The 23,171-nt window shown below is 56.9% G+C and carries 17 protein-coding genes; 9 read left to right on the top strand and 8 right to left on the bottom strand.

The features are described 5' to 3' along the window. Positions 1 to 26: 26 nt before the first annotated feature. Entirely contained in the window at positions 27 to 2,402 is a 2,376-nt protein-coding gene (locus AC2FHW_RS11620) for a mechanosensitive ion channel family protein (protein WP_281973444.1), read from the top strand. Positions 2,403 to 2,499: 97 nt separating this feature from the next. Here the strand turns inward: AC2FHW_RS11620 and AC2FHW_RS11615 are convergent, their stop codons facing one another. From AC2FHW_RS11615 to AC2FHW_RS11595, 5 genes are read right to left on the bottom strand one after another with little or no spacing between them, the layout of a single operon-like run. Next, positions 2,500 to 3,843, bottom strand: coding sequence for a CoA transferase (locus AC2FHW_RS11615; RefSeq protein ID WP_281973446.1), 1,344 nt, complete (start codon positions 3,841 to 3,843; stop codon positions 2,500 to 2,502). After that, positions 3,840 to 4,994, bottom strand: coding sequence for an ABC transporter permease (locus AC2FHW_RS11610; protein ID WP_142639373.1), 1,155 nt, complete (start codon positions 4,992 to 4,994; stop codon positions 3,840 to 3,842). Before AC2FHW_RS11610 ends, AC2FHW_RS11615 begins: the two co-directional genes overlap by 4 nt. Beyond that, positions 4,991 to 6,019 carry an ABC transporter permease gene (locus AC2FHW_RS11605; RefSeq protein ID WP_271951540.1) on the bottom strand — a complete coding sequence of 343 codons (1,029 nt, stop codon included), beginning with the start codon at positions 6,017 to 6,019 and terminating at the stop codon, positions 4,991 to 4,993. Before AC2FHW_RS11605 ends, AC2FHW_RS11610 begins: the two co-directional genes overlap by 4 nt. 14 nt (positions 6,020 to 6,033) lie before the next feature. Further along, positions 6,034 to 7,944 carry an ABC transporter substrate-binding protein gene (locus AC2FHW_RS11600; protein ID WP_496678916.1) on the bottom strand — a complete coding sequence of 637 codons (1,911 nt, stop codon included), beginning with the start codon at positions 7,942 to 7,944 and terminating at the stop codon, positions 6,034 to 6,036. Further along, positions 7,937 to 9,709: an ABC transporter ATP-binding protein gene (locus AC2FHW_RS11595; RefSeq protein ID WP_271951542.1), complete on the bottom strand. Its 1,773-nt coding sequence runs from the start codon at positions 9,707 to 9,709 to the stop codon at positions 7,937 to 7,939. The genes AC2FHW_RS11600 and AC2FHW_RS11595 overlap by 8 nt, the downstream gene beginning before the upstream one ends. A gap of 200 nt (positions 9,710 to 9,909) precedes the next feature. Here AC2FHW_RS11595 and AC2FHW_RS11590 point away from each other — a divergent pair, with 200 nt between their 5' ends. The 7 genes from AC2FHW_RS11590 to AC2FHW_RS11560 all read left to right on the top strand — a co-directional run bounded on the left by AC2FHW_RS11590 (position 9,910) and on the right by AC2FHW_RS11560 (position 17,903). Then, positions 9,910 to 10,440, top strand: a complete 531-nt coding sequence (locus AC2FHW_RS11590) for a class I SAM-dependent methyltransferase (RefSeq protein ID WP_271951544.1) — start codon at positions 9,910 to 9,912, stop codon at positions 10,438 to 10,440. A gap of 18 nt (positions 10,441 to 10,458) precedes the next feature. Next, positions 10,459 to 11,088: a glutathione S-transferase gene (locus tag AC2FHW_RS11585; protein ID WP_271951546.1), complete on the top strand. Its 630-nt coding sequence runs from the start codon at positions 10,459 to 10,461 to the stop codon at positions 11,086 to 11,088. 111 nt (positions 11,089 to 11,199) lie between these two features. After that, positions 11,200 to 13,602, top strand: coding sequence for a GcvT family protein (locus AC2FHW_RS11580; RefSeq protein ID WP_271951548.1), 2,403 nt, complete (start codon positions 11,200 to 11,202; stop codon positions 13,600 to 13,602). Between the two features lie 2 nt (positions 13,603 to 13,604). Next, complete coding sequence (locus AC2FHW_RS11575) at positions 13,605 to 15,149, top strand: trimethylamine methyltransferase family protein (RefSeq protein WP_271951550.1); 1,545 nt, start codon at positions 13,605 to 13,607, stop codon at positions 15,147 to 15,149. Beyond that, positions 15,150 to 15,824, top strand: coding sequence for a TetR/AcrR family transcriptional regulator (locus AC2FHW_RS11570; protein WP_271951552.1), 675 nt, complete (start codon positions 15,150 to 15,152; stop codon positions 15,822 to 15,824). It begins immediately after the preceding gene. Continuing rightward, on the top strand, positions 15,821 to 17,125 hold the full coding sequence (locus AC2FHW_RS11565; protein ID WP_496678922.1) for an NAD(P)/FAD-dependent oxidoreductase: 1,305 nt from the start codon (positions 15,821 to 15,823) through the stop codon (positions 17,123 to 17,125). Before AC2FHW_RS11570 ends, AC2FHW_RS11565 begins: the two co-directional genes overlap by 4 nt. 55 nt (positions 17,126 to 17,180) lie before the next feature. After that, entirely contained in the window at positions 17,181 to 17,903 is a 723-nt protein-coding gene (locus AC2FHW_RS11560) for a hypothetical protein (RefSeq protein ID WP_496678924.1), read from the top strand. 20 nt (positions 17,904 to 17,923) lie between these two features. On the opposite strand, the gene AC2FHW_RS11555 is transcribed toward AC2FHW_RS11560, so the two are convergent. After that, positions 17,924 to 18,313 carry a DUF3307 domain-containing protein gene (locus AC2FHW_RS11555; protein WP_416383939.1) on the bottom strand — a complete coding sequence of 130 codons (390 nt, stop codon included), beginning with the start codon at positions 18,311 to 18,313 and terminating at the stop codon, positions 17,924 to 17,926. A 214-nt stretch (positions 18,314 to 18,527) separates the two neighbouring features. On the opposite strand from AC2FHW_RS11555, the gene AC2FHW_RS11550 reads away from it, so the two are divergent. After that, the gene (locus AC2FHW_RS11550; protein WP_185956734.1) at positions 18,528 to 21,524 is read left to right on the top strand and encodes an ABC transporter transmembrane domain-containing protein; all 2,997 of its coding nucleotides are present in this window, start codon (positions 18,528 to 18,530) and stop codon (positions 21,522 to 21,524) included. Here AC2FHW_RS11550 and AC2FHW_RS11545 read toward each other — a convergent pair. Together AC2FHW_RS11545 and AC2FHW_RS11540 are read right to left on the bottom strand one after the other, a co-directional pair. Continuing rightward, the gene (locus tag AC2FHW_RS11545) at positions 21,521 to 21,814 is read right to left on the bottom strand and encodes an ArsR/SmtB family transcription factor (protein ID WP_142639497.1); all 294 of its coding nucleotides are present in this window, start codon (positions 21,812 to 21,814) and stop codon (positions 21,521 to 21,523) included. The two genes, AC2FHW_RS11550 and AC2FHW_RS11545, sit on opposite strands and share 4 nt — an antisense overlap. A 109-nt stretch (positions 21,815 to 21,923) precedes the next feature. Continuing rightward, positions 21,924 to 23,156 (bottom strand): mandelate racemase/muconate lactonizing enzyme family protein, encoded by a 1,233-nt coding sequence (locus AC2FHW_RS11540; protein WP_271951557.1) that lies wholly within the window; start codon positions 23,154 to 23,156, stop codon positions 21,924 to 21,926. Positions 23,157 to 23,171 lie beyond the last annotated feature (15 nt).

Here is a 23,171-nt window from a genome sequence, read left to right as displayed (position 1 = left end):
AACATGCGACCCGGAAGCGAGAATTCATGAGATTTAACCTATTGGCTGCAATGGCCCTGTTCGTCTGGGTGGCTATGCTATCTCTGGGGTCGGAAGCGACGGCGCAGACTTCGCTTATACCCGGGTATGGTTCGGGGTCTGGCACGACATCTGAAGCAGATAAGGAAAGCGAACTGGCTGACGCGATCCGATCAGCCACCGAAGCGGGTGCAAGCGTCATCGTCATCGACAGCGCCGGTCAGCTTGTCTCATCTGGTGGCAATACCGCCTCGACGCACGACGATATCGCCCATGACCCGATGTCCGAAGGGTCACAGTTGATGAAGGCGCAAGAGCGGTTCTCGAAGTTCCGCGAGTCGATGGAGTCGCGCCTGCAGGCTTTGCCGTATTCGATCTTCGAAGTGCAATATGTTTTGCGAGAGACCAGCCCAGACGGCCGAATACAGACCTATGTCGAAGTGTTGGGCTGGAATATACTCTTCCTTCTTCTGGGGCGCTGGCTGTCGATAGAAATCTACGGCAAGCGTCTTGCAAAAAGGCTGGTGGTGGCGCGGTCAAAAGAAGATCCGCAGGGCTATCGCGAAAAAATGCCCTTTCTGGTCTTTCGCTTTTTCATGGGTGTTGGGGCCACGATCTTCGCGATGCTGATGGCCCTGATCGTGGGCTATCTGATCTTTGGCGAGGCTGAAGATCTTTCGATTCAGTTCACGACCACCGCCATATTTACGGCATTCTTTCTTGCACGCACAGTTTCCGATCTTTGGCGTATGGTGTTGTCTCCTTACCTCAGTCAATACCGGCTGCCGCCCTTTTCCGACCGGGAGGCAAAACGCCTTTACGTCTGGGCCTCGGCAATCGCGACATATGATATCTCGGTGGTATTGTTTTCTACCTGGGTTGCGGATTTTGGTCTGAACTACAATGTCTATGCGATGGTCTATGGCGGCCTGACCATGTTTGGCGCCTTGGGCAATGTTCTGATGATTCTGTTCAACGCGCGCGCCATCTCGAACGCGATCCGAGGCGGGCGGTCAAAGGAACAGGTATCCTGGATTTTGCGCCTGATATCGATTGCCTGGGCGCCGGTTCTGGCAGTTTATATCGTGTTCAGCTGGTTCAAACTGGCTGTTGATCTGGTGCTTGAGAACGAGAATTCCATTCCGATTGTTGCCAGCAGCTATGCCATCTTCATGTCTGTGGTAATTGCCTATGGCGCGATGAACTATCTGCTTGAACGCTACTTCGTCCGCAATCGCCAGATTGAAGAGCTGAACGCAGAGACTGGTGCCGGTGTTGAAGAGGATGAGGTTCCTCAAACCCCACAAGCGGAAAAGAGAAAGCACTCGATCGTCACCTATGAGGATCTGGCGCGACGTGTGGCCGGTATCCTGGCATTTGTCGTCGGGTTATATGCTCTGGTCGTAATCTGGAATCCGGACGCAAGCTGGAGCGAAGACCTGCCTATTGAACGGGCTCTGGACGTGATGGTTATCCTGTTCATGGGCTACATCTTGTTCCATTTCTTTCGTGTCTGGATTGATACCAAGATTGCTGAGGAAGAAGACGTAGCCGGTGGAGAGGTTGAACTGGGCGACGAGGGCGGGGAAGGCGGGCAAAGCCGTCTTGCGACACTGCTGCCGTTGTTCCGTGGCGCAATTCTGGCGGTTGTTGTTGTGACCATCGTTCTGATTGTCCTGATGGAATTGGGTATCAATGTCAGCCCGCTGTTCGCCGGTGCCGGTGTCGTGGGTCTGGCCGTTGGGTTCGGGTCGCAAACGCTTGTCCGGGATATATTCTCGGGCGCGTTCTTCCTGATGGATGATGCCTTCCGCAAAGGCGAATATATCGACATTGGCGATGTGAAGGGGACGGTCGAGAAAATCTCGGTCCGGTCGTTCCAGTTGCGGCACCATCTGGGCGCACTGAATACGATCCCCTTTGGCGAGATCAAGGTTCTTACCAACTATTCGCGTGATTGGGTGATCATGAAGTTGCCCCTGCGGGTGACCTATGACACCGATGTCGAAAAAGTACGGAAACTCATCAAGAATTTGGGCCAAGAGCTTTTGAGCGATCCGGTGATTGGGGATAATTTTATCCAGCCGTTGAAATCGCAGGGCGTGATCGAAATGCAGGATTCGGCGATGATTATTCGGGTCAAGTTCATGACCAAGCCGGGCGATCAATGGCTGGTGCGTAAGAAGGTCTATCAGGATATCCGCGAATTGTTTGCCCGCGAAGGGATCAAGTTTGCGCATCGTGAGGTGACCGTCAGGCTTGCTGACGGAAAAGAGGCCGAAAACCTGACACCGCAGGAACGCGAAGCGGTGACCGGTGCGGTGCATGCGGCCATCGACGAGGATTATCTGGACGATATCGGTCCTGGAGGCGACGACCGCTAGGGACCGCTCCCGCCTCTTTGGGCTGCGTCTCTGACGAGACCCCTTCCAAAGCGTTGGGCCGGACCGCGCGGCTGCCGGCGAGGGCGTAGGCGTAGGGCTATGACCAGGAGGCGCTCGACGTGCCCAGTTTGCTTGCGGGTAGGTCCCACGACATCTGGGCCGGACCAACCGAGAGTGCGGGCTTCAACCTGTGGCCAGGTCCCCATCCAGAGGTTTCGGTCTTGGTCGTGAAATCCGCAGGAACCGAAGCGCCAATTTCTGTCTTGGTGTCGAACTTGCCTAGAATGGTCAGCAGGTCAGCCGTGCGTGCCAGCGACAATCGGGCCTGCATGATCGGCGCACCCATCGCGGCTTCGGACAATGCTGACAGGACGGCGGCAGCCATCAGATATCCAGTCGCGTGGTCCAGCGCCTGCACCGGCAGGGGTGTCGGCTTGTCTGCACCGGCCCATACCCGACCTGCATCGGCAATCCCGCTGCTCATCTGTACGAGGCTGTCAAATCCGCGCCGCGAAGACCAAGGGCCTTGCCAGCCATAGGCATTCAGCGTGACTTCTACTCTGTTCGGGGCAATCTCGTCCCGTTTGGCTTGGGTGAGGCCCAGCGCGTCCAATGCGCCAGGGCGATAGCCGTGAATGAAGACATCCGCCTGGGTCAGCAAGCCGTGTAGCAACTCGATCCCTGCGGGGGATTTCAGGTCCAGATAGGCACAGCGCTTACCCAGAGAAATATCCGGGATCACACCCGGCTCGTCCCAGTCCGGAGGATCAATGCGCAAGACCTCTGCCCCGAACCCCGCCAGAGTTCTAGTTGAAACCGGACCGGCTAGAACGCGGGTCAGATCAAGCACGCGCAGACCTGCCAGCGGGCGCTTGGCGGTTGCCTCTGGCCGGTCGCGAAGCTTAATCTGTCGGGGTTTGTGCCACCCGATCAGCGGGTCCCGTGAAACCGCGCGCCCCTGTGGATGATCTTGCCATTCCCCACGGCTGCGCATGGCGGCTGCCACACCACCCTCAGCCACGACAGCGTTTTCAAGATTGGCCGCCGACAAAGTTGCAACGGCCTTTGTAACCACGTCCCGATCTCCTTTGACCTTCAGGACTTTCAGGGCGGCCGCACGGTGCTGAGGCAGGTTCGTGTGCAGCCTGATCCAACCATCATTGGCAAGGTAATCACCGGCGATACTGTCCCAGAGGTTGGGCATTTCCCAGCCATCGGGTTTGAAAGAATATCCGTACCAAAGAGACGCCAACCGGTGATCGACCAAAATCTCGGGCGGGCTTTGGGTCAGGTTCAGCGCGCCCATCAGGCGTGCCAGTTCCTGACCAACAGCCGCAAAGCTGGCGGTCGCCAGTTCGGAGACTGCATACACGCTGGGTCGCGCTCCGGTGCCGGTTGTCCGATACCCTTCCGGTGATGGCAGTACTGATAACAGCGTCATTGCTGATACGGATCCAGGCTGTCACGAAGCCCGTCACCCAGAAAGTTGAATGCCAGCACGATGACAATGATTGGCAGCATCGGGATGGCCGTCCAGGGGTAGATCTCGATCGACGCAAGGTTCTGCGCATCATTCAGCATCACACCCCAGCTGACGGCCGGGGCGCGCAGCCCAAGCCCAAGGAAGCTGAGCGCTGTTTCGCCCAGGATCATTGCCGGTATCGACAGGGTTGCCGATGCGATCAGATGCGACATGAAGTTGGGCAGCAGGTGCTTGCGGATCACCCGGCCCGAGCTTGCTCCCATCATTTCGGCTGCACGTACGTATTCTTCTTCGCGTAACGATAGGAATTTGGCACGAACGGATCGCGCAAGGCCAGGCCAGTCGAGAATCCCCAGGATAATCGAGATGATGAAGAATACCGCGACCGGGCTCCAATTCGAGGGGACCGCCGCTGATAGCGCGAGCCAAAGGGGCAATTCAGGTAGTGAGCGCAGAATTTCGATTATACGGTTAATCACCCAGTCGATTCTGCCGCCAAAATATCCCGCAATCGAGCCGAACAGGATACCAAGAAAGAAGGACACTGAAATCCCGATCAGACCCACCGTCAATGACAGCTGGGCGCCAAAGAGGATACGGCTGAATACATCACGGCCCAGACGATCCGACCCCCAAAGGAACAAAGTCGCGTCTTCAGGTGCGCAGAACAGATGGGTGTCGGACTTGATCAGACCCGCCAGCTTGTACTCGGCCCCTTCGCAGAAAAACTTGATTGGCCGCGGGGTGTCGGTGTCGGCGACAAACTTCCACTGGAAGGTCTCCAGATCCGCCTCGGCCACCATCGAATAGACATAAGGCCCGATGAATTCGCCCTCATGGAACCAGTTGATGCTTTGCGGCGGGGCATAGAGATGCTCGTCATTACGTTCATTCGGGCCATAAGGCGCGATGAAACCCGCAAAGGGCAGCATGAGATAGCACAGCAATAGGAAGACGCCGGAAATCAGGCCCAGCTTGTGGGTTCGGAATTTGCGCCAGACCAGAATCCAGTTCGGAGCATCCAAATCGGCGCGCTCAAGCTGTTGCAGGGCGGCATCGGGATCGAATGGGGCGTCGTCGACATAGCGACCATCAGGATGTTGGGTCATGCTTCACGCCCCTCATATCGGATGCGCGGGTCCAGCATGACCAGCAGAATGTCAGAGATCATCGTACCGATCAGTGTCAGCAAAGCCACAAACATTAGGATGAAGGCGGACAGGAACTGGTCCTGGGTTTTCAGCGCGGTCAGCAATGTCGGGCCGATTGTCTGAAGGCCCAGAACAACCGATACCAGAACAGAGCCGGAGACCATCGAAGGCAGCAGGTTTCCGATATCCGCGACAAAGGGGTTGAAGGCCACGCGCAGCGGATATTTGGTCAGCATCCGCGACGGGGCCATGCCTTTGGCAATGGCGGTTTCCACATAGGGCTTGCCCAGCTCATCCAGCATGTTCGCCCGTAGTCGCTGCATCATCGCCGAAGCGCCAGATGTGCCGATCACAAAGGTCGGTACGATCAAATGGACGAGGATGGATTTCAGCTTTTCCCAACTCATCGGCAGCCCTTCAAAGGACGGGTCCATCAGGCCTCCGATTGGTAGGTTGAAATAGCGGTGCCCATAGTAGAACAGGATCAGTGCCAGTAGAAAGTTCGGCGTTGCCAGACCCAAATAGCCCACAAAGGCCGAGGTATAGTCGATCCAGGTCCGCGACTTCGCGGCTGCAAGAACACCCAGGGGCAGGGCCACTGCATATACGAACAGGATGGCGGCCAGATTGACCACGACGGTCAGCCACAGCGTGTCGCCCACGATTTCTGCGACAGGGCGGTCAAATTCAAAGGACCAGCCGTAGTTGCCTTGCACCAGCCCATCGAACCCATGCGGGCCGGGCCAGAAACCGATCCAGATCAGATATTGCTCCCACATGGGGCGATCCAGCGCATATTCCGCGCGCAGGAATTCTGCCTTGGCCACACCCGCCGATTGTCCGGACGCCTGTAGTTCAGCGATCTGATTGCTGAGATAGTCGCCCGGGGGCAGGTTGATAATCACGAATACCAGAACCGACACCACAAGAAGGGTCAGCAGCATCGTGAAAAAGCGATAGACTGCATAGCGCAGCATGACCATGTAGCTGCTCCTGATCAGTCGGCGAAAAAGAATTCGTCCGGCCGGTGAATGCCGAAATGTGCGCCGGGTTCCCAGGCCCACATGGCCTGCTCGGGGACGTTGCGCAGGCGGTTCGATACGACGATAGGCTGAGGCGCACCGTTCAGAATGCCAATGGCATAAAGTTGGTCAGCGTGGATTTTCAGCATCTCATCCCATGCGGCCTTGCGTTCCTCATCAGTCGAGGCGACCTCCCAGTTATGGGCCAGTTCCATCAGGCGCTCGGCCTCGGGCATATCGGGTTTCTCACCAACATCGCCTCCGGTCTGATAGTACTGCCCCCATTTTGGCCAGGCCAAAAACACCTGATCGGTAGGGGCAAGATAAGCTGGTGAGGTGTGGTGTTGCGGGATGCCGTCATCCCAGCCGTACCAGACGGACGCCATTGTGCTGCCGGCAAACACCCGGTTGCGCAGAATGTCCCTGTCCAATGGGCGCATAATAAGATCGACGCCAATGTCGCGCCATGTGTCCGTGACGATTTGCAAGGCGTTTTCGACCTCTTGCCGCTCACCTGCAGTTTCGATGACCAGTTCCATCGGGCGGCCATCCGGCAACAGCCGCGTGCCGTTCTTGTCACGTTCGGTCAGGCCGGCCTCGTCCAGCAGCGCATTCGCCAATTCGATGTCGTACTGTGCCCATGCCTTTGCGTTTTCTTCGTTGAAGAAGGGCGAAGCAGGCAAGACCGACATCGCGGCGGGATGGGCCAGTTTGAAATACAGCGCCTGATTTATCGTTTTGCGGTCGATTGCCAGAGACAGCGCACGGCGAACACGCGCGTCACGCAAAACGGCACGCCATGCTTCGTCTTCGTAGTTCAGATTGGGGTAAATCGCGATCTGTGAGGCAACCCCGGTTTTCCACAGCAAGGTTTTGTAGTCTCCACCGGCCTCGCCTTTTTTCAAGATCGAAGCGTCGCGGAACGCCAGTCCGCGCCCCTGTAGATCGGATTCGCCAGCATTGGTTTTTGCAGCAACCAGACCCCCGGCCACGATCTCCATCTCGACCACGTCGATATAGGGAAGCTGCACCCCATGGCTATCGATGCGATGAAAATAGGGATTGCGAACAAAGTTGTGACGGATCTTTTTGCCCGAACTTGCATTCAACCAGGGCTGCAAGGTTGGCAACTCGTGGTTGTCAAACTTGTAAAGGTTGTCGAGTTTGTTGTGTAAAGCTGCCCAGCTTTTGACGCGGGCATCTTCAACCTGAAAGGCAAGCTTTTCTGCGTCAGCGTATTTCTCGTGGTACTGTTTCAGGAACTCGGAAGGGCGGTAGATGAAAGGCGGGCGCGCTTGTGCCAGAGCCTGCAGGAAGCCGGGGTTGGGATCTTCCCATTCAAACACAACGGTCGTTTCATCGGGGAAGGTCACGGTCGGAGTCTTGCCTTCGACGATCAGAAAATCCGGTGGTCCCGACGGGCTGAGCAGTTCATTATTTGCCACATCCTCCCACCAGTATCGGAAGTCCTCGGAAGTGAACGGAGAGCCATTCGACCATTTGTGACCTTCTCGCAGGTTGAGGGTGTATTTGCGGTTGTCGTCGTTCTGGAAGGATTCAAGCAGGTCTGGAACGACCTGATAGGTCTGGTCGAACCCAACAAGGCGGGCATATCCGTAAACCACCATCTGCCGGATGTCTTTGGACCGAGTAATCATTGTGCGCAAAGTGCCGCCCTGTTTGCCGAATTCCCTGCCTTTTGCAGCAAGATCCACAATCAGGGGTTCGGCGGGAATTCGGTCCTGTATGGGCGGAAGGTTCCCCGCATTCACTTCGGTTTCCCAGAAAGTACTTTCTTGCAACTCGGGCATGTCTGCCGTGGCGGGCAGGGCCCATGTTGCGGCCAGCGCAACGGCCAGTAACAGCGGGCGAGTGGTCTTAAACATGGCATCGTACCTTATGGCCGGGCTCCATCTCTACCAATGAAGGTACCACGGAGTCGGTAAATCGGAAGGCGTCATCCCAACTGTCAGGTGAACCAGCACCCAAAGCAACCAAATTCAGGTCGATGGGGCGGTTGATGTCGGGCTCTGGCTGCGCTGCAATCAGTGCCTTGGTGTAAGGGTGACGAGGGTTGTAAAACAGTGTCTCGGGCGGGGCCTGTTCCACGACAAGCCCACGACGCATCACAGCAACTTCGTCGGCAATGCGTGCAACGACCGCAAGGTCGTGCGAGATGAAGAAATACGACAAGTTCAGGCTGTCCTGCAAATGTTCCAGCAATGTCAGGATTTGTTCCTGAACCGACACGTCCAGAGCCGAAGTGGGTTCGTCACAGACAATAAGCTGAGGGTCGAGCATCATTGCGCGGGCAATCGACAGGCGCTGTCTTTGGCCGCCGGAAAAAGCATGGGGATAGCGTTTCAGCATATCGGCGTTCAGGCCAACACGTGTCAGCATCTCGGCCGCTTTTTCGCGCTGCTCGGCGGTCGATCCGATACGGTGAATCTCCAACGGTTCGGTCATCGCATCCTGAATGCGCATGCGAGGGCTGAGCGAGCTGTAGGGATCCTGAAACACCATCTGCGCCTTGCGCTGAAACGCGGTGCGCTGGGTCCGGGTCATCTTGTGAACGGTGATCGCTTCTTCATCGGGGGAGGTTCGAAACAGAACCTCTCCGCCCGGATCAGGCGGCTCAGCCCCTAGTGCGATGCGGGCGGCCGTAGTTTTGCCCGAGCCGCTTTCGCCGACGATCGCCAGCGTCTTGCCCCGCGCAAGGTTCAGATCGACTCCGCGGCAGGCATGGATCAGGCGTTCGCCCTGCCAGCCCTTGCTGGATCGCATCGTATAGGTTTTCGACACGGCCTTCATCTGAAGGATCAGATCTTCGTCGGGCATCGGGATGCCAACCGCGTCCTGATCCGGAATCTCGGGCGCGGCGTTGAACAACTGTTGGGTATAGGGGTGAGCAGGGCTGGTCAGGATCGGTGCCGCTGCTCCAGCCTCCATCACGCGGCCTTTGTGCATGACCACGACCTGTTCGGCCATATTGGCGACGACCCCCAAATCATGGGTCACAAGGATCAGCGCCATTCCCGTTTCACGCTGAAGCTCTTTGATCAGCCCCAGCACCTGGGCCTGTGTCGTAACGTCCAATGCTGTCGTCGGCTCGTCCGCGATCAGTAATTCCGGTTTGGAAACCATGGCCATAGCGATCATGGCGCGTTGGCGCATCCCGCCGGACAGCTCGAACGGGTAAGAATCATAGGCGCGCTGAGGGTCTGGAAAACCCACGCGTTCGAACTGTTCCAGAACCGTTTTGCGGGCCTGTGCCTCGGAGGCATTGCGATGCAGCCAAAGAACTTCGCTGACCTGATTGCCAATTTTGTGCAGGGGAGAGAGCGAGCGCATCGGCTCTTGAAAGATCATCGAGATCCGATTGCCGCGAATGCCGCGCATCTGACGCTCGCTGATCTGAGTCAGTTCCTCTATACCTTTGGAATCATTTAGAGTAATCGTGCCGCTTCGAATTTGGGCTGCTCGGGGAAGAATGCGCAAAGCAGCCCGGCATGAGATCGTTTTCCCCGACCCTGATTCACCCACAAGCGCAAGTGTCTGTCCCGCTTCGACGTCGAAGTTGACGCCTTGAACCACAGACTCTCCGGCACCAAATCCGATGCTGAGGTCCCGGACAGACAACAACGCAGTCATGCGGGTATTCCACCCGTTAGGCCGTAGCTCGGCATAGGCTTGATCAACTCCCTGTGTTTTTTGTCGCAGTTTCGCGCGGTTGTGCCTGTATAGTCAAACCCGTTCTTGGGGTGAAATGTCGCGAAAACGTGAAACTGAGGCCGATTTGCCTACACAATGCCTTGAGGATTTGTCATCACATGCGATGTCGGTCACAGGTTATGTGTCGTCAAATATCAAGGAGAGATTTCCCAGTGCCCGATCCCCAAAGCCGTCTTGACCTGTTCATCGACCGTATGGTGTCGCAGCGTGCCTGCCTGGACCATGCCATTGCACAGACAAGTACCATGTCCGGTCCGGTGTTCGAGCTGGGATTGGGGAATGGTCGTACTTATCATCACATGGTTCAGTACATTCAAAACCGTCCGGTCTATGTGTTCGAGCGCGCCGTGGCCTCCCATCCGGACTCTACCCCGCCCGAGGATCTGGTGATTCTGGGGGATGTGCGTGAGACTCTGCCTGCGGCGCTGGAACGGTTTGGGCCGACGGCCAGTTTGATCCATGCGGATCTTGGCGGCCATAACAGGGACAAGAACGATGCTTTCGCGCGGTTGGTTTCCCCCCTGATAGAACCGTTGTTGGCAGAAGGTGGGCTGATGGTGTCCAGCGACCGGATGTATTTCGAAAACCTGACCGAAATCCCGCTGCCTGAACATGCGGTGGACGGACGTTGCTTTATCTACCGCCGCTAAGCGCAAGAAGGATACCAAATGCTTTTCTATGATTGCACGACCGCTCCAAACCCGCGCCGCGCGCGCATGTTGATCGCTGAAAAAGGGCTGGAGATTGAAACGCGCAATATCTCGATTGCAAAGGCGGAACAGTTGGATGGCGCTTTCCTTGCGGTAAACCCCAATGCGACGATCCCTGTTCTGGTGACGGATGAGGGCGCAACGCTGACCGAAAACCTGGGCATTGCCGCCTATCTTGAGGCGCGCTTTCCCGAACCACCTTTGATGGGACGTACGCCAGATGAAAAGGGGCTGGTCCTGATGTGGAACAGCATTGTCGAGCAGCAGGGTGGAGTGCCTATTGCCGAGGCTCTGCGCAACACCCATCCCGCGTTCAAGGATCGGGCGATTCCGGGCCCGGCGAACTATGCGCAGATACCCGAGCTGGCACAGCGTGGCATGGACCGGGTTGGCCGGTTTTTCGATTTGCTTGAAACGCGGCTGAAGGATAGTGCGTTTGTTGCGGGGGCTGAGTTCACGCTGGCCGATATCTCGACCTTTGTGTTCGTTGACTTTGCCCGCGTGATCAAGATGCGGATTCCACAGGAAAATACCGCGACGCTGTCTTGGTTCGACAAGATCGCATCGCGTCCAAGCGCACAGCTTTAAGGCGTTGAAATTGAGCTGTCTGAACTTGCTCACTTGCACTGTACAGAAATGTCTAGACAGGTGTGAACAGTATCACTAGCGTCTCCCTCGAGTCATGCAGGGGAGAGCATAATGAAATCTCAGTATCGCGTTGTGGTCATCGGTGGCGGCGTTGTGGGCGCCTCGGTTCTGTATCACTTGGCCAAATTCGGCTGGTCAGATGTGGTCATGCTGGAACGGCGGCGATTGGCGTCGGGATCGTCCTGGCACGCGGCGGGCGGTATTCACGCGCTGAACGCGGATCCGAACATGGCATCGCTGCAGGCCTATACAATCGACCTTCTCAGCGAGATCGAAAAGGAATCCGGGCAGAATATCGGCCTGCACATGACTGGTGGCCTGACTTTGGCTGGAACGCCCGAGCGGTGGGAGTGGCTGCAGGCCAACTATCGTATCTTCCAGTCTATCGGTATCGAAGACTGCGAATTGCTGACTCCACAAGAGGCGCAAAAGCGCTGTCCCATCATGTCGACTGACGGCGTTCTGGGCGCGATGTGGGCCGATCGAGAGGGCTATATCGACACGACCGGTACGGTTCAGGCCTATGCAACCGCCGCCAAGAAACGCGGTGCCGAGTATTACGAGGAGACCAAGGTCGAGGAATTGATCCAGACCGATGATGGCTGGCAGGTCGTGACCGACAAGGGCACCATCACCTGTGAACACGTGGTCAATGCCGCGGGGCTTTGGGCCAAGCAGGTCGGGCGCATGGCTGGGGTTGAGCTGCCAGTATCGCCGCTGAAACATCACTATCTGATCACGGATACAGTGCCCGAAGTGGCGGCGGCGGATTTTGAAATGCCGATGACCGTGGACCTCGAGGGGTTCACCTATATGCGGCAAGACCAAAAGGGCGTTCTGGTCGGTATCTATGAGGTCGACCATGAACATTGGGCCATGGACGGCGCGCCGTGGAATTATGGCGAGGAACTGTTTCAGGAGCAGCTTGACCGGATCGAGAATGAACTGACGTTGGGCTTTGAACGCTATCCGTCGATCCAGAATGTCGGCATCAAAACCTGGGTCAACGGGGCGTTTACATTCTCGCCTGATGGTAACCCGCTGGTCGGGCCGGTTCCAGGCAAACGCGGGTATTGGACCGCCTGCGCTGTCATGGCCGGGTTCCTGCAGGGCGGCGGCGTTGGCAAAACGCTGGCTGAGTGGATGATCCATGGCGAGCCCGAGGCCGATGCATGGCCGATGGACATTGCCCGCTATGGCGATTTTGCCCAGAACAAACGCTATATCCGTGAAACCACCGGGCAATTCTATTCCCGCCGTTTCGTGATGAATTATCCGAACGAACAGCTGCCTGCCGGTCGTCCGCTGAAGATGGCGCCAGCTCATGACGCGATGACTGAAGCGGGATGCAAATGGGGTGTCAGCTGGGACCTTGAGGTGCCGCTGTACTTCGCGCCGAAAGGGTTCGAAGAAACGCCGACCCTCAAGCGATCCAACGCGCATGACATCGTGGCCAAGGAATGCAAGGTGATCCGCGAGGGCGTCGGCCTGATGGACATCTCTGGCTTTTCCCGGTTCGAGGTCACCGGACCAAATGCCGAGCTGTGGCTGGATCACGTGATGGCTTCGAAACTGCCCGCGCCGGGACGGGCCAAGTTGGCACCAATGCTGGGTGAGAATGGGCGGCTAAAAGGGGATCTGACCGTTCTGAATTGGGGCGATGGCACCTGGTGGATCATGGGCAGCTATTACCTGCGCGCCTGGCATATGCGCTGGTTCGACGATCATATGATCGACGGAGTCGAGGTTCGCGATCTGGGCGAGGAGTATTGCGGGTTCGGTCTGGTCGGGCCGAAATCGCAGGAGGTAATCCAAAAACTGGCCGAGCAGGACGTCTCGGGCCTGAAATTCATGGGCTGTGGTGATTTTGATATCGGTCTTGTCAGGGCTCGCGTTGCACGCATGTCAGTCACTGGTGAAAAAGGCTATGAGATCAACTGCCGCTATGGCGATCACATCAAGCTGCGCCGGATGTTGCTTGAGGCCGGGGCCGACGCGGGCATCCGCGAGTGCGGTTTCAACGCGATGCTGTCCACGCGGCTTGAGAAGAGCTTTGGCATCTGGTCGGCGGAATTCACGCAAGCGTACACGCCGGGCATGACAGGTATGGATCGCTGGATCGATTGGGACAAGGATTTCGTCGGTAAAGAGGCCGCCTTGGCCGAACGCGATGGCAATGGTCCTGCGCAGGTTCAGGTGACGCTTGAGGTTGATGCTTTGGACGCAGATGCCAGCGGATACGAACCTGTCTGGTCAGGGGCAGAGCACGTGGGTTTTGTCACCTCGGGCGGCTATGGCCACTCCACCGGCAAGTCCCTGGCGATGGCGCTGGTCAATCGTGACAAGGCCGCACCAGGCACTGAACTGTCTGTCCATGTGGTTGGGGTCGAACGACCTGCGCGGGTCATCGCGCCGTCGCCCTATGATCCACAGGGCAAAGCGATGCGGGGCTGACAATGACCAACCCCGAACGTGGACGGCGAAGGCGAGGGCGTGGCGCTGATGCCGCGCCTGCGACCAACCGCAAGGTCGACTACCGCCAGCTGAGGAATCCATTCCCGGTGATGGAGGTGTTTCCGGCGGATCAGATCGCTGACATGCACGAAACCGCGCTGCGTTTGTTGCAAGAGTTGGGCATCAAGGTGCTGCTGCCTGAGGCGCGGAGCATTTTTGCCAAAGCTGGCGCGCGCGTTGATGTCGATAGCGAAATGGTTTTTATTGGTCGCGACATGGTCGAGGCCGCCGTTGCCTCGGCCCCGAAATCCATCACCTGCCGAGCCGGTGCGTCGCACCGGGATTTCACGCTGGAACTGGGTAGCCTTGTGTTTCAACCGGGGGCAGGGGCCCCCAATGCCACCGATCTGGTGCGCGGGCGTCGCCCGGCGACGGGGCAGGATTATCTGGAGTTCCTGAAACTCACCCATCATTTCGACGTCTTTCAAATGATCTCGCCGCAGGTCGAACCGCAGGATGTCCCAACCCCTCTGCGGCACTATTTCACCACGCAGGCGCAGATGGAGCTGACAGACAAGTTCCCATTCTTCTTCTCGCGCGGGACACCGCAGGTGATGGATTGCTTTGAGATGCTGACGACCGCGCGGGGCCTGTCGGATGACGAATTTAGGACCCACCCGCACAGCTATACGATCATCAACACGAACAGCCCGCGCACGCTGGACATTCCGATGGCGCAGGGGCTGATCGACTTTGCTCGGCACGGGCAGATGTCAATCATCACGCCCTTCACGCTGATGGGGGCGATGGCACCGATCACGGTGGCGGGGGCCATCACCCTGTCCCATGCCGAGGCGTTGGCCGCACTGACCCTGACGCAATTGGCACGTCCCGGTGCGCCTGTGTGCTATGGCACTTTCACCAGCAATGTGGATATGAAATCCGGTGCTCCGGCCTTTGGAACGCCCTCGCATTTTCAGGCCTCACTGGCGGCCGGGCAGTTGGCGCGGCATCTGGGCCTGCCGTGGCGCTCGGCTGCGGGGTCGGCTTCAAACATCAATGATGTGCAGGCGGCAAATGAAAACCAGTTTGGCCTGTGGGGGTGCCTGATGGCTGGGGCGACGGTGATCATTCACTCGGCGGGATGGCTAGAGGGCGGATTGACCGTGTCCTTTGAAAAACTGGTCTGCGACGCCGAAGTGTTGAACATGGTGGCCGAGCTGTGCGCCGGGGTGCAGGCTGGCGAGGCTGAAATTGGGTTCGACACTGCGCTAAGCGAGGTTGAGCCCAGCGGACATTTCTTTGCATCCAGCCAGACGATGGAACGCTACAATACAGAATTCTACGAGCCACATGTCCATGATTATGCCAATTTCGGCACCTGGGCCGAGCGTGGATCGTTGGACGCAAACAGTCGTGCGACCGGTGTATGGAAGGAAATCTTGGCCAATTTTCAGCCACCTGAGCAAAACAGCGACCAGATTGGCGCGCTGAAAGATTTTATTGCCAAACGTACCGAAGAGGGCGGCGCGCCGCCGGAGAGTTAAATGAATACGAAACCCATCCTGCACCGGGACGACCCGGAAGCTGAACCGCTGATCGGCAATATCAAGGTCACGCGCGACGACTGGCTGAACGTGGCGTTGGATGTGCTAATCTCGGACGGGGTCGATCAGATCAAGGTGATGAATCTGGCGGAACGGATGGCCGTGTCTCGGTCGTCCTTCTATTGGTACTTCAAATCGCGCCAGGAACTGCTGGATGCTCTTCTGGCACGGTGGCAGGCCACCAATACCGCGGCATTGGTCGCGCAGGCCGAAGCTCCGGCAAAGACGATAACCGGTGCGGTGTGCAATGTGCATCGCTGTGTCGTCAATACCGACCTGTTTGACACCGCACTGGATTTCGCGGTGCGCGACTGGGCGCGCAAATCGGGCAAGGTGCGGCGCGCGCTGGACCAGTCTGACGCCCGACGGTTGCTAGCGCTGCACGCCATGTTTGCCCGCTTTGGCTATTCCGAGGTCGAGGCGGAAACCCGTGCGCGCGTGCTGTATTACATGCAGATAGGATACGATCTGGCGCAGCTGAATGAACCGATGTCCACGCGGATATCAATGGTGCCGCATTATCTATATGTCTTCACCGGGGTCGAGCCGAGGCCAGAGGAAGTAGAAGAATTCAGCGCCTATTCGCGCCATCACTGGAAAGGAGAGCCATCATGAGTCAACCAGATGCAATCATCATCGGAACCGGCGTGATCGGGGCGGCCATCGCATTTGAAATGGCCAAGGCCGGGTGGAAAACCGTATCTCTGGACCGAAACGCTCAGGTTGGCCATGGCTCAACCGCCGGATCCTGCGCGATCATTCGGATGCATTATTCCACCTTTGACGGCACGGCATTCGCCTGGGAAGGCTATCATTATTGGCGCGACTGGGCCGAGTATCTTGGCCTGCCGCAAGGCGCCGATCTGGCCCAATTCCGCGAAACCGGCTGTCTGGTCATGAAGACCGAGGCGAACGGGCTGCTGGAAAAACACATGAGGAACAGCTCCGCGCTGAATTGCCCGTTCGAGGAATGGTCCCCCGAACAGGTCACCGACCGGCTGCCGGTCTATTCGCAGGACAGTTTTGCCCCCGCTCGTCGCATGGATGACCCCGAGTTTGGGCAGCCCAACGGACGCAAGATGCAAGGCGGCGTTTACTGGCCTCAAGCCGGGTATGTCACCGATCCGGCCCTATCCGCACAGAACCTGATGGATGCCGCCAAACAGCACGGGGCCGAAGTGCGGACCGGGGCCGAAGTGGTCGAGATTTTGACTGATGACGGGCGAGTTTCTGGTGTCAGGTTGGCATCGGGAGAAGACATTCATGCGAAAGTTGTGGTTAACGTAGCCGGGCCGGGTTCGGCCATCATCAACGGGATGGCAGATGTTCTGGATGACATGACCATTCAGACCCGCCCCTTGCGCCAAGAGGTCGTTCACGTCCCTGCGCCCGAGGGGTTTGACTTTGAAAATGACGGGACAATCGTGTCGGACAGCGATATCGCCTGCTATTGCCGGCCAGAGCATGGCAACCACATCCTGGTGGGCTCGGAAGACCCCGAATGCGACCCACATCAATGGTGCGAAGATGACGTAACCTATAATCGTGACTTTACCGACCAGTGGACGACGCAAGCGATGCGCTATGCCCAGAGAGTGCCCAGTCTTGGCATTCCTTCCAAGACCCGCGGTGTGGTGGACCTGTATGATGCGTCTACGGATTGGATTCCGATCTATGACAAATCCAGCCTTCCCGGTTTTTATATGGCCTGCGGATCCAGTGGAAATCAGTACAAGAACGCGCCGATTGCAGGCAAGATGATGACGGCGCTGATCGGGTATTGCGAAGACGGCGCGGATCATGACAGTGCGCCGCTACAATTTGAACTGCCCTATATTGGACGCACAATCGATGTCGGTTTCTATTCCCGCAAGCGCCCGATCAACAAAGAAAGCAGTTTTTCCGTTTTGGGCTAGCCGACGCGTCCTGATGCACTAGCATTCACGGGATCGAGTTGAGCCCGGACGCATAATGACCAAATCGAAGAACAAGGTTCTGATCCTCGGCAGCGCCCCCACCGCGCTGCGTGCGCGGGACTGGGCGCGTACGCCGTTCACGCATATCGTCGCTATCAACAATGCCTGGCGGGTCCGCGCAGACTGGGATTTTCTGATCCACCCCGAGGATTTCCCGACCAAGAACATGCCCACATCTGTCAGTGACATCCAGCGTATAGTCACTGCAAATGAATACGTTCCGATACAGAATGGTTTCGGTGGGTTTGTCTATGCCGGGGGAACGATGGCCTTTACCGCCGGATACTGGGCTTTGTCTGCATTACAGCCCTCGGTTCTGGCTTATTGCGGTTGCGATATGATCTATTCCGGACAGGGTCGGACGCATTTCTACGGCAACGGAGCCGCAGATCCGTTGCGATCCGATGTGACCTTGCGACTGCTTGAGGCGAAGTCGGCGCGACTAGGATTGTTTGCTGCGGCGCAGGGCTGTCGCACAGTGCGATTGTTCGAAGGGCCAAGCCGACTGGTTTACCCCCCGGTCGACAGCGAAGATTTGTCTTCGGTCGAGATGCCTTCTACATCGGGGATGGCTGAGATCATACGGTCGGAGTCGGATCTTGGATATTTCGTGGAGTCTGGCCGGTACTGGGAAGTTGAGACCGAGTTCGACCCGCAGAAGATCGATGCCATAGACCAGCGGTGGCTATCGCTCTATCCATCGGCCACTCAGCTCTGAATTGCTGTGGTAATTCTGGTTCAGGCCGCGAATGTCGCCCAGGCCCAGACCATTGCCACATAGGTCAGATTATGCATGCACTGATCCAGCCCGGCTGCCCGCCAAAAGGCTGCCTGGGTTGGCATAAGCTGTTTTTTGTCGGAATAGCTGGCTTTGGCAAAGTCGATGTTGAAATGAACGATCCACTCTAGCCCGGCAATGATTACGATAAACGGCAGCGGGGTGCCGAATACCAAGAAAACCAACACCGACCCAATAACATGCACAGCGGCATGTTGGGCGCGTCCCCAGTGAAAATATTCGCCTCGGCCGGACAGCATCTTAGGCGTCTGGAGGTAAAAATCTGCAAACATATGTTTGATCTGCAATAAGCAGAGCATCAATAACACAGTGCCTAGAGTGGCAGGCAAATGAATCCTCCCGATATCGTCCTGAAGCAAACAGTAGGGGCTAATGTGAGGTTGCGCAAATGAACTTGTTCACATTCGGCAAATATCTGTTCAATTCGGAAACTATTTGCGTCTGCAGGCTTGATTGCGGTAAATTCAGACTGTTGAATTTACGAGAATTTCGTAAAGACCGGGTCAGTGATCCGCAGCAGGGGCAGGTTCCATAGAACGCACGATTTTCCGTTTTATCTGGAAATATTCAAAGCGCGACCAGCTGATTTTGCTGGCCGTAACCACGTCTTTGTTTCCGCTGCTATACCTGACGCTGGAACTGCCCAAGCGCATCATCAATGACGCGATCGGGGCTGCGACCCCTGTTGTTGATGTGCTGGGCTACAGCCTGTCGCAAACGAATTTTCTGATCATATTATGCATTGGGTTTCTGCTCGCCGTTCTGGCGCATGGTTTGATGAAAATGCGCATCAACACCATGAAAGGCGTCCTGAGCGAACGGATGCTGCGCCGATTCCGGTATCAGATGATCAGCCGCGCCTTGAGATTTCCGCAACCCTATTTCGAACGGGTCAGCCAAGGCGAAATGGTGTCGATGATCACCGCTGAAAGCGAGCCGATGGGTGGGCTGATGGGCGATGCGATCAGCCAGCCGGTATTGCAGGCGGGACAGATGATCACGATACTGTCCTTCCTGTTCCTACAGAGCTTTTGGTTCGGGCTTGCTGCCGTTTCCCTGATCCCGTTACAGGCCTGGTTGATCCCAAAGCTGCAGCGCCAGATCAATCTGTTGAACAAAAGCCGCATCCAGGAAGTGCGCGTGCTGGCTGCACAGATTGGTGAAAACGCAGCAGGTGCGTCAACGCTGCGGGCAAATGGCGGCTGGCGGTATCGCCGGGCCATGATCTCGGATCAGCTGGGCCGGTTGTTTGAAATCCGCTTCGATATCTACCAGAAAAAGTTCTTTATGAAGTTCATCAACAACTTCATTTCGCAGCTTACCCCATTCCTGTTCTATCTGGTTGGCGGCATTCTGGTCTTGCAGGGCTCGGTCTCGTTGGGGGCGTTGGTTGCGGCTTTGGCGGCTTACAAGGACCTCAGTTCGCCTTGGAAAGAGTTGCTCACATATTACAACCAGACACAGGATATGTCCCTGCGCTGGGATGTTGTGATCGAACGCTTTGCACCCTCTGGAATGCAGGACGAAAGCCTGTTCGAAGGCGAGCCCGACAAACATCCCAGGCTGGACGGGGATATTGTTCTGAAACATGCGTCTGTTCGTGACATGGACGGGAATCTGGTTCTGGACGACCTCGATCTGACATTCCCAGGCGGTAAAACCATCGGAATCGCTGCGCCCAGCGAAGAAGACCGGCGCGCGATTTCGGAATTGCTGACCCGAGAGATCCTGCCCAGTTCCGGCAGGGTAACGGTCGGGCAGGAAGATTTGTCAAAGCTGCATCAGGGAGTCATTGCTGCGCGGATCGGTTTTGCCTCATCGCGACCGGTTATGTTCCAGGGAACTTTGGGCGACAATGTGATGATGCCGATGCGTCTTCGTCCTCTGTCGACAGAATCAGACGACCCCGGCTTTGCTGAAACAAGACGAGCGGGCAACAGTACCGACCCGTTTAGAGTTGATTGGCTGGACCCGTCGCTGGCTGGTTTGAACACCGTGGAAGACCTGCGCGACTGGTGGTTACAACTGATCGACGGTCTAGGTTCGGGCGCTGCCCTGTTTCAGCGCGGTGCTGAACAGACATTCGAAGCCAACGAGCACCCCGAGTTGGTCAGAAAACTGGTTGAACTACGGCCCAAAGTTCAGGAGGCGGTGGTCAAGGCTGGGCTGCAACAGCAGGCTCTGATCTTTGACCGCAATGCATATAATGCCGCCTTGCCGGTCGCGGAAAACCTGCTTTTCGCGACACCCTGCGTTCCGGTCACTCAGGAAATACTGACCCGTCAGGGCGTGTTTTTGGGGCAGCTGCGCGAGCTGGGCTTGGACGAAACCCTGGTCAGCCTGACGCGCGATGTCATTGATATGTTGCGCCAGATATTTGGGTTGGACGGCACGGACCACCCGTTGTTCCGCAAGCTTGGCCTGCAGGCCGAAGTCTACGAAGCTGCAGTCGAACTGGTAGAGCGCACCCGAAACGAAGGTGTCAGCGGTCTGGATGATGGGCAACTGGCCAACCTTCTGGCGGTTCCGTTTGTCATCTCGGCAGAACAGATTGGCCCCGCGTTTACGGATGAATTGAAAAACCGCATACTTGAATTGCGGCAAAGCCACTCCGAAAAGCTGCTGCAACATCTGAATGATGTCTTCGTGCCGCTGAAGGAAACCGAGTTTGCCCCCGGTCTGACCGTGATGGAGAACGCTTTGTTCGGTAAGGTCAGCCAGATCGGCGGCGCGCGATCAGATGAGGTCCGTAAGCTGATCGTTGATGTCCTTTCTGAAAACGGAGCCCGACCTTTGGTGGTCGAGCTGATTTACGATGTACCGGTCTCGCTGGGCGGGCAGAACCTGCCTGCGGTTTTCGCCGAACCTTTGGCCTTTACGCGGGCTACGATCAAGAAACCCGACATTCTGATCCTGGATAATGCCTTGGCAAGCTATGACATGGAAACTCAGATTGCGGTCTATAAGAACCTGCGCGCCCTGTTGCCAAATGCGACGGTGATTTATCTGAACGATCAGTACGAAAACCCTGACGTATTCGACATGTTCATAGAAATAAGGCAAGGTCGTGTGGTTTCAGACGAAGGACCCGCCGACGTGGAAGAAGATAGCGCAGCATCAGCCGATTTGGCGCGCAAGCTTCGTGCGCTGGAACAGACGCCGCTGTTTTCCGGTCTTGACCGCAGGCAGCTGCGCCTTCTGGCATTTGGTGCGCGCTGGTTCCAGGCTCAACCGGGAGAGGTGGTGTTCCTGAAAGACGACCAGCCCACCGATGGGGCCTATGTCGTTTTGGAAGGCGAGGCAGGCCTGTATTTGCCGCAACCAGAAGGTCCCGATCAACTGATCGCAACGGTTGGCTCTGGCGCATTGGTCGGAGAGTTGGGGTTGATCCGAAAGGAACCCCGCGCCCTGAGCATGATTGCGGAAACCGACCTGTCTTGTCTGCGTATCGGTGAGGAAGAATTCCTGGCCGTGGTCGAAAACGATGCCGCAACCGCTTTCAAGCTGATGCAGGTGATCGCCGGCTATGTTTCGAACTAGGGGTTGGCTTCAGGTTTGCAGAACAGGTCGTATAGCAGCTGGATGACTTTCGCTGTATTTCCGTCCTGCAGGGAATAGTAGATGGTTTTGCCATCGCGCCGTGTCGACACCAGCTGTTCTTCTCGTAGGCGTGCCAACATCTGACTGACTGCGGCCTGCCGGATTTGCAGCAGTTTTTCCAGCTCACCAACCGATTTCTCGCCATCACCCAGATGGCACAAAATCATCAGGCGGCCTTCATGCGCCAGCGTCTTAAGGTACGCGGCGGCACGTGCTGCACTTTCCTGCATGCCGGGCGGAGTTTCGTCCGAATTCAGTGTTTCGTGGTCTTGAACTGTCACGTGCGTATTGGTTCCAAACTTGGCTTTGGCGCAATATGACTCAGAATTTCAGTACTTGTCACCCCTTTGCAGCAGGGGCACCGCCCTGAAAGGCGTTGCCGTTGGCATAGTCGCAAGGTTCTTCCTGCATCTGAAGGTGCAACCCATCGCCGGTATAGGGGTGTGAGCGGGCCAGATCTTCGTCCACTTCGATCCCCAACCCTGGCGCATTAGGTGCCACGACAAAGCCATTTTCAACGCGCAGTGAACCTTTGATCAAAGCGTCGTGATACGGCGTATCAATGGTTTCCAGCAACAGCAGATTTGGGATTGAGGCTGCCAGATGGATGTTGGCGGCCCATTCAACTGGACCAGCATAGAGATGCGGAGCCATTTGGGCGTTGAATATCTCGGCCATGGCTGCGACTTTCTTCATCTCCCATATCCCACCTGCACGCCCAAGGGCGGGTTGCAGGATTTCTGCTGCACCTGCGCGCAAAACTGCACCGAATTCGGCTTTGGTGGTCATGCGTTCCCCGGTTGCCACGGGTATTCGCACGTTGCGAGCGACGCGGGCCATGTCTTCGATCATGTCAGGTGGGGTAGGTTCTTCGAACCAAAGCGGTGAATAGGGTTCCAGCGCCTGACCCAGCCGGATTGCGCCTGCGGTGTTGAACTGACCGTGGGTGCCAAACAACAGGTCGGCCCTGTCGCCGACCGCTTCACGGATCGCTTTGCAAAAGGCAACTGACATCGAGATGTCGGACATAGCAGGCATATGCCCGCCACGGATCGTGTAGGGACCAGCGGGATCAAATTTTACTGCCGTGAAGCCGCGGCTCACCATTTCAGCTGCACATTCCGCGGCCTGGTCGGGCGAAGTCCAAAAGTCGGCCAGGTCATGCCGGGGCAGGGGGTAAAGGTAGGTGTAGGCCCGGATGCGTTGATTAACCAGCCCACCCAAAAGCGCATAAACCGGACGGTCGCGATCTTTACCCAGAATGTCCCAACACGCGATTTCTAGCCCTGAAAACGCACCCATTACGGTCAGGTCGGGGCGCTGGGTAAATCCGCTGGAATAGACGCGGCGGAACATAAGCTCGATGCTCTCGGGGTTCTCGCCGAGCATATGCCGTTCAAAGACATCCCGGATTACGTGACACATAGCTTCAGGTCCAATGGATGAAGCATAGCATTCGCCCCAACCGGTGACGCCTGTGTCGGTGGTAACCTTTACCAGTATCCAGTACCGGCCACCCCAACCCGGAGCAGGGGGGGCCGTGACAATGATATCGAGATCCTGCAGTTTCATAGGATATACTCCAGC

Source organism: Ruegeria sp. YTSA108 (assembly GCF_059610185.1).
Note: the sequence above shows the minus strand (reverse complement) of the source record. Positions and strands in the feature narration are given on the sequence as shown.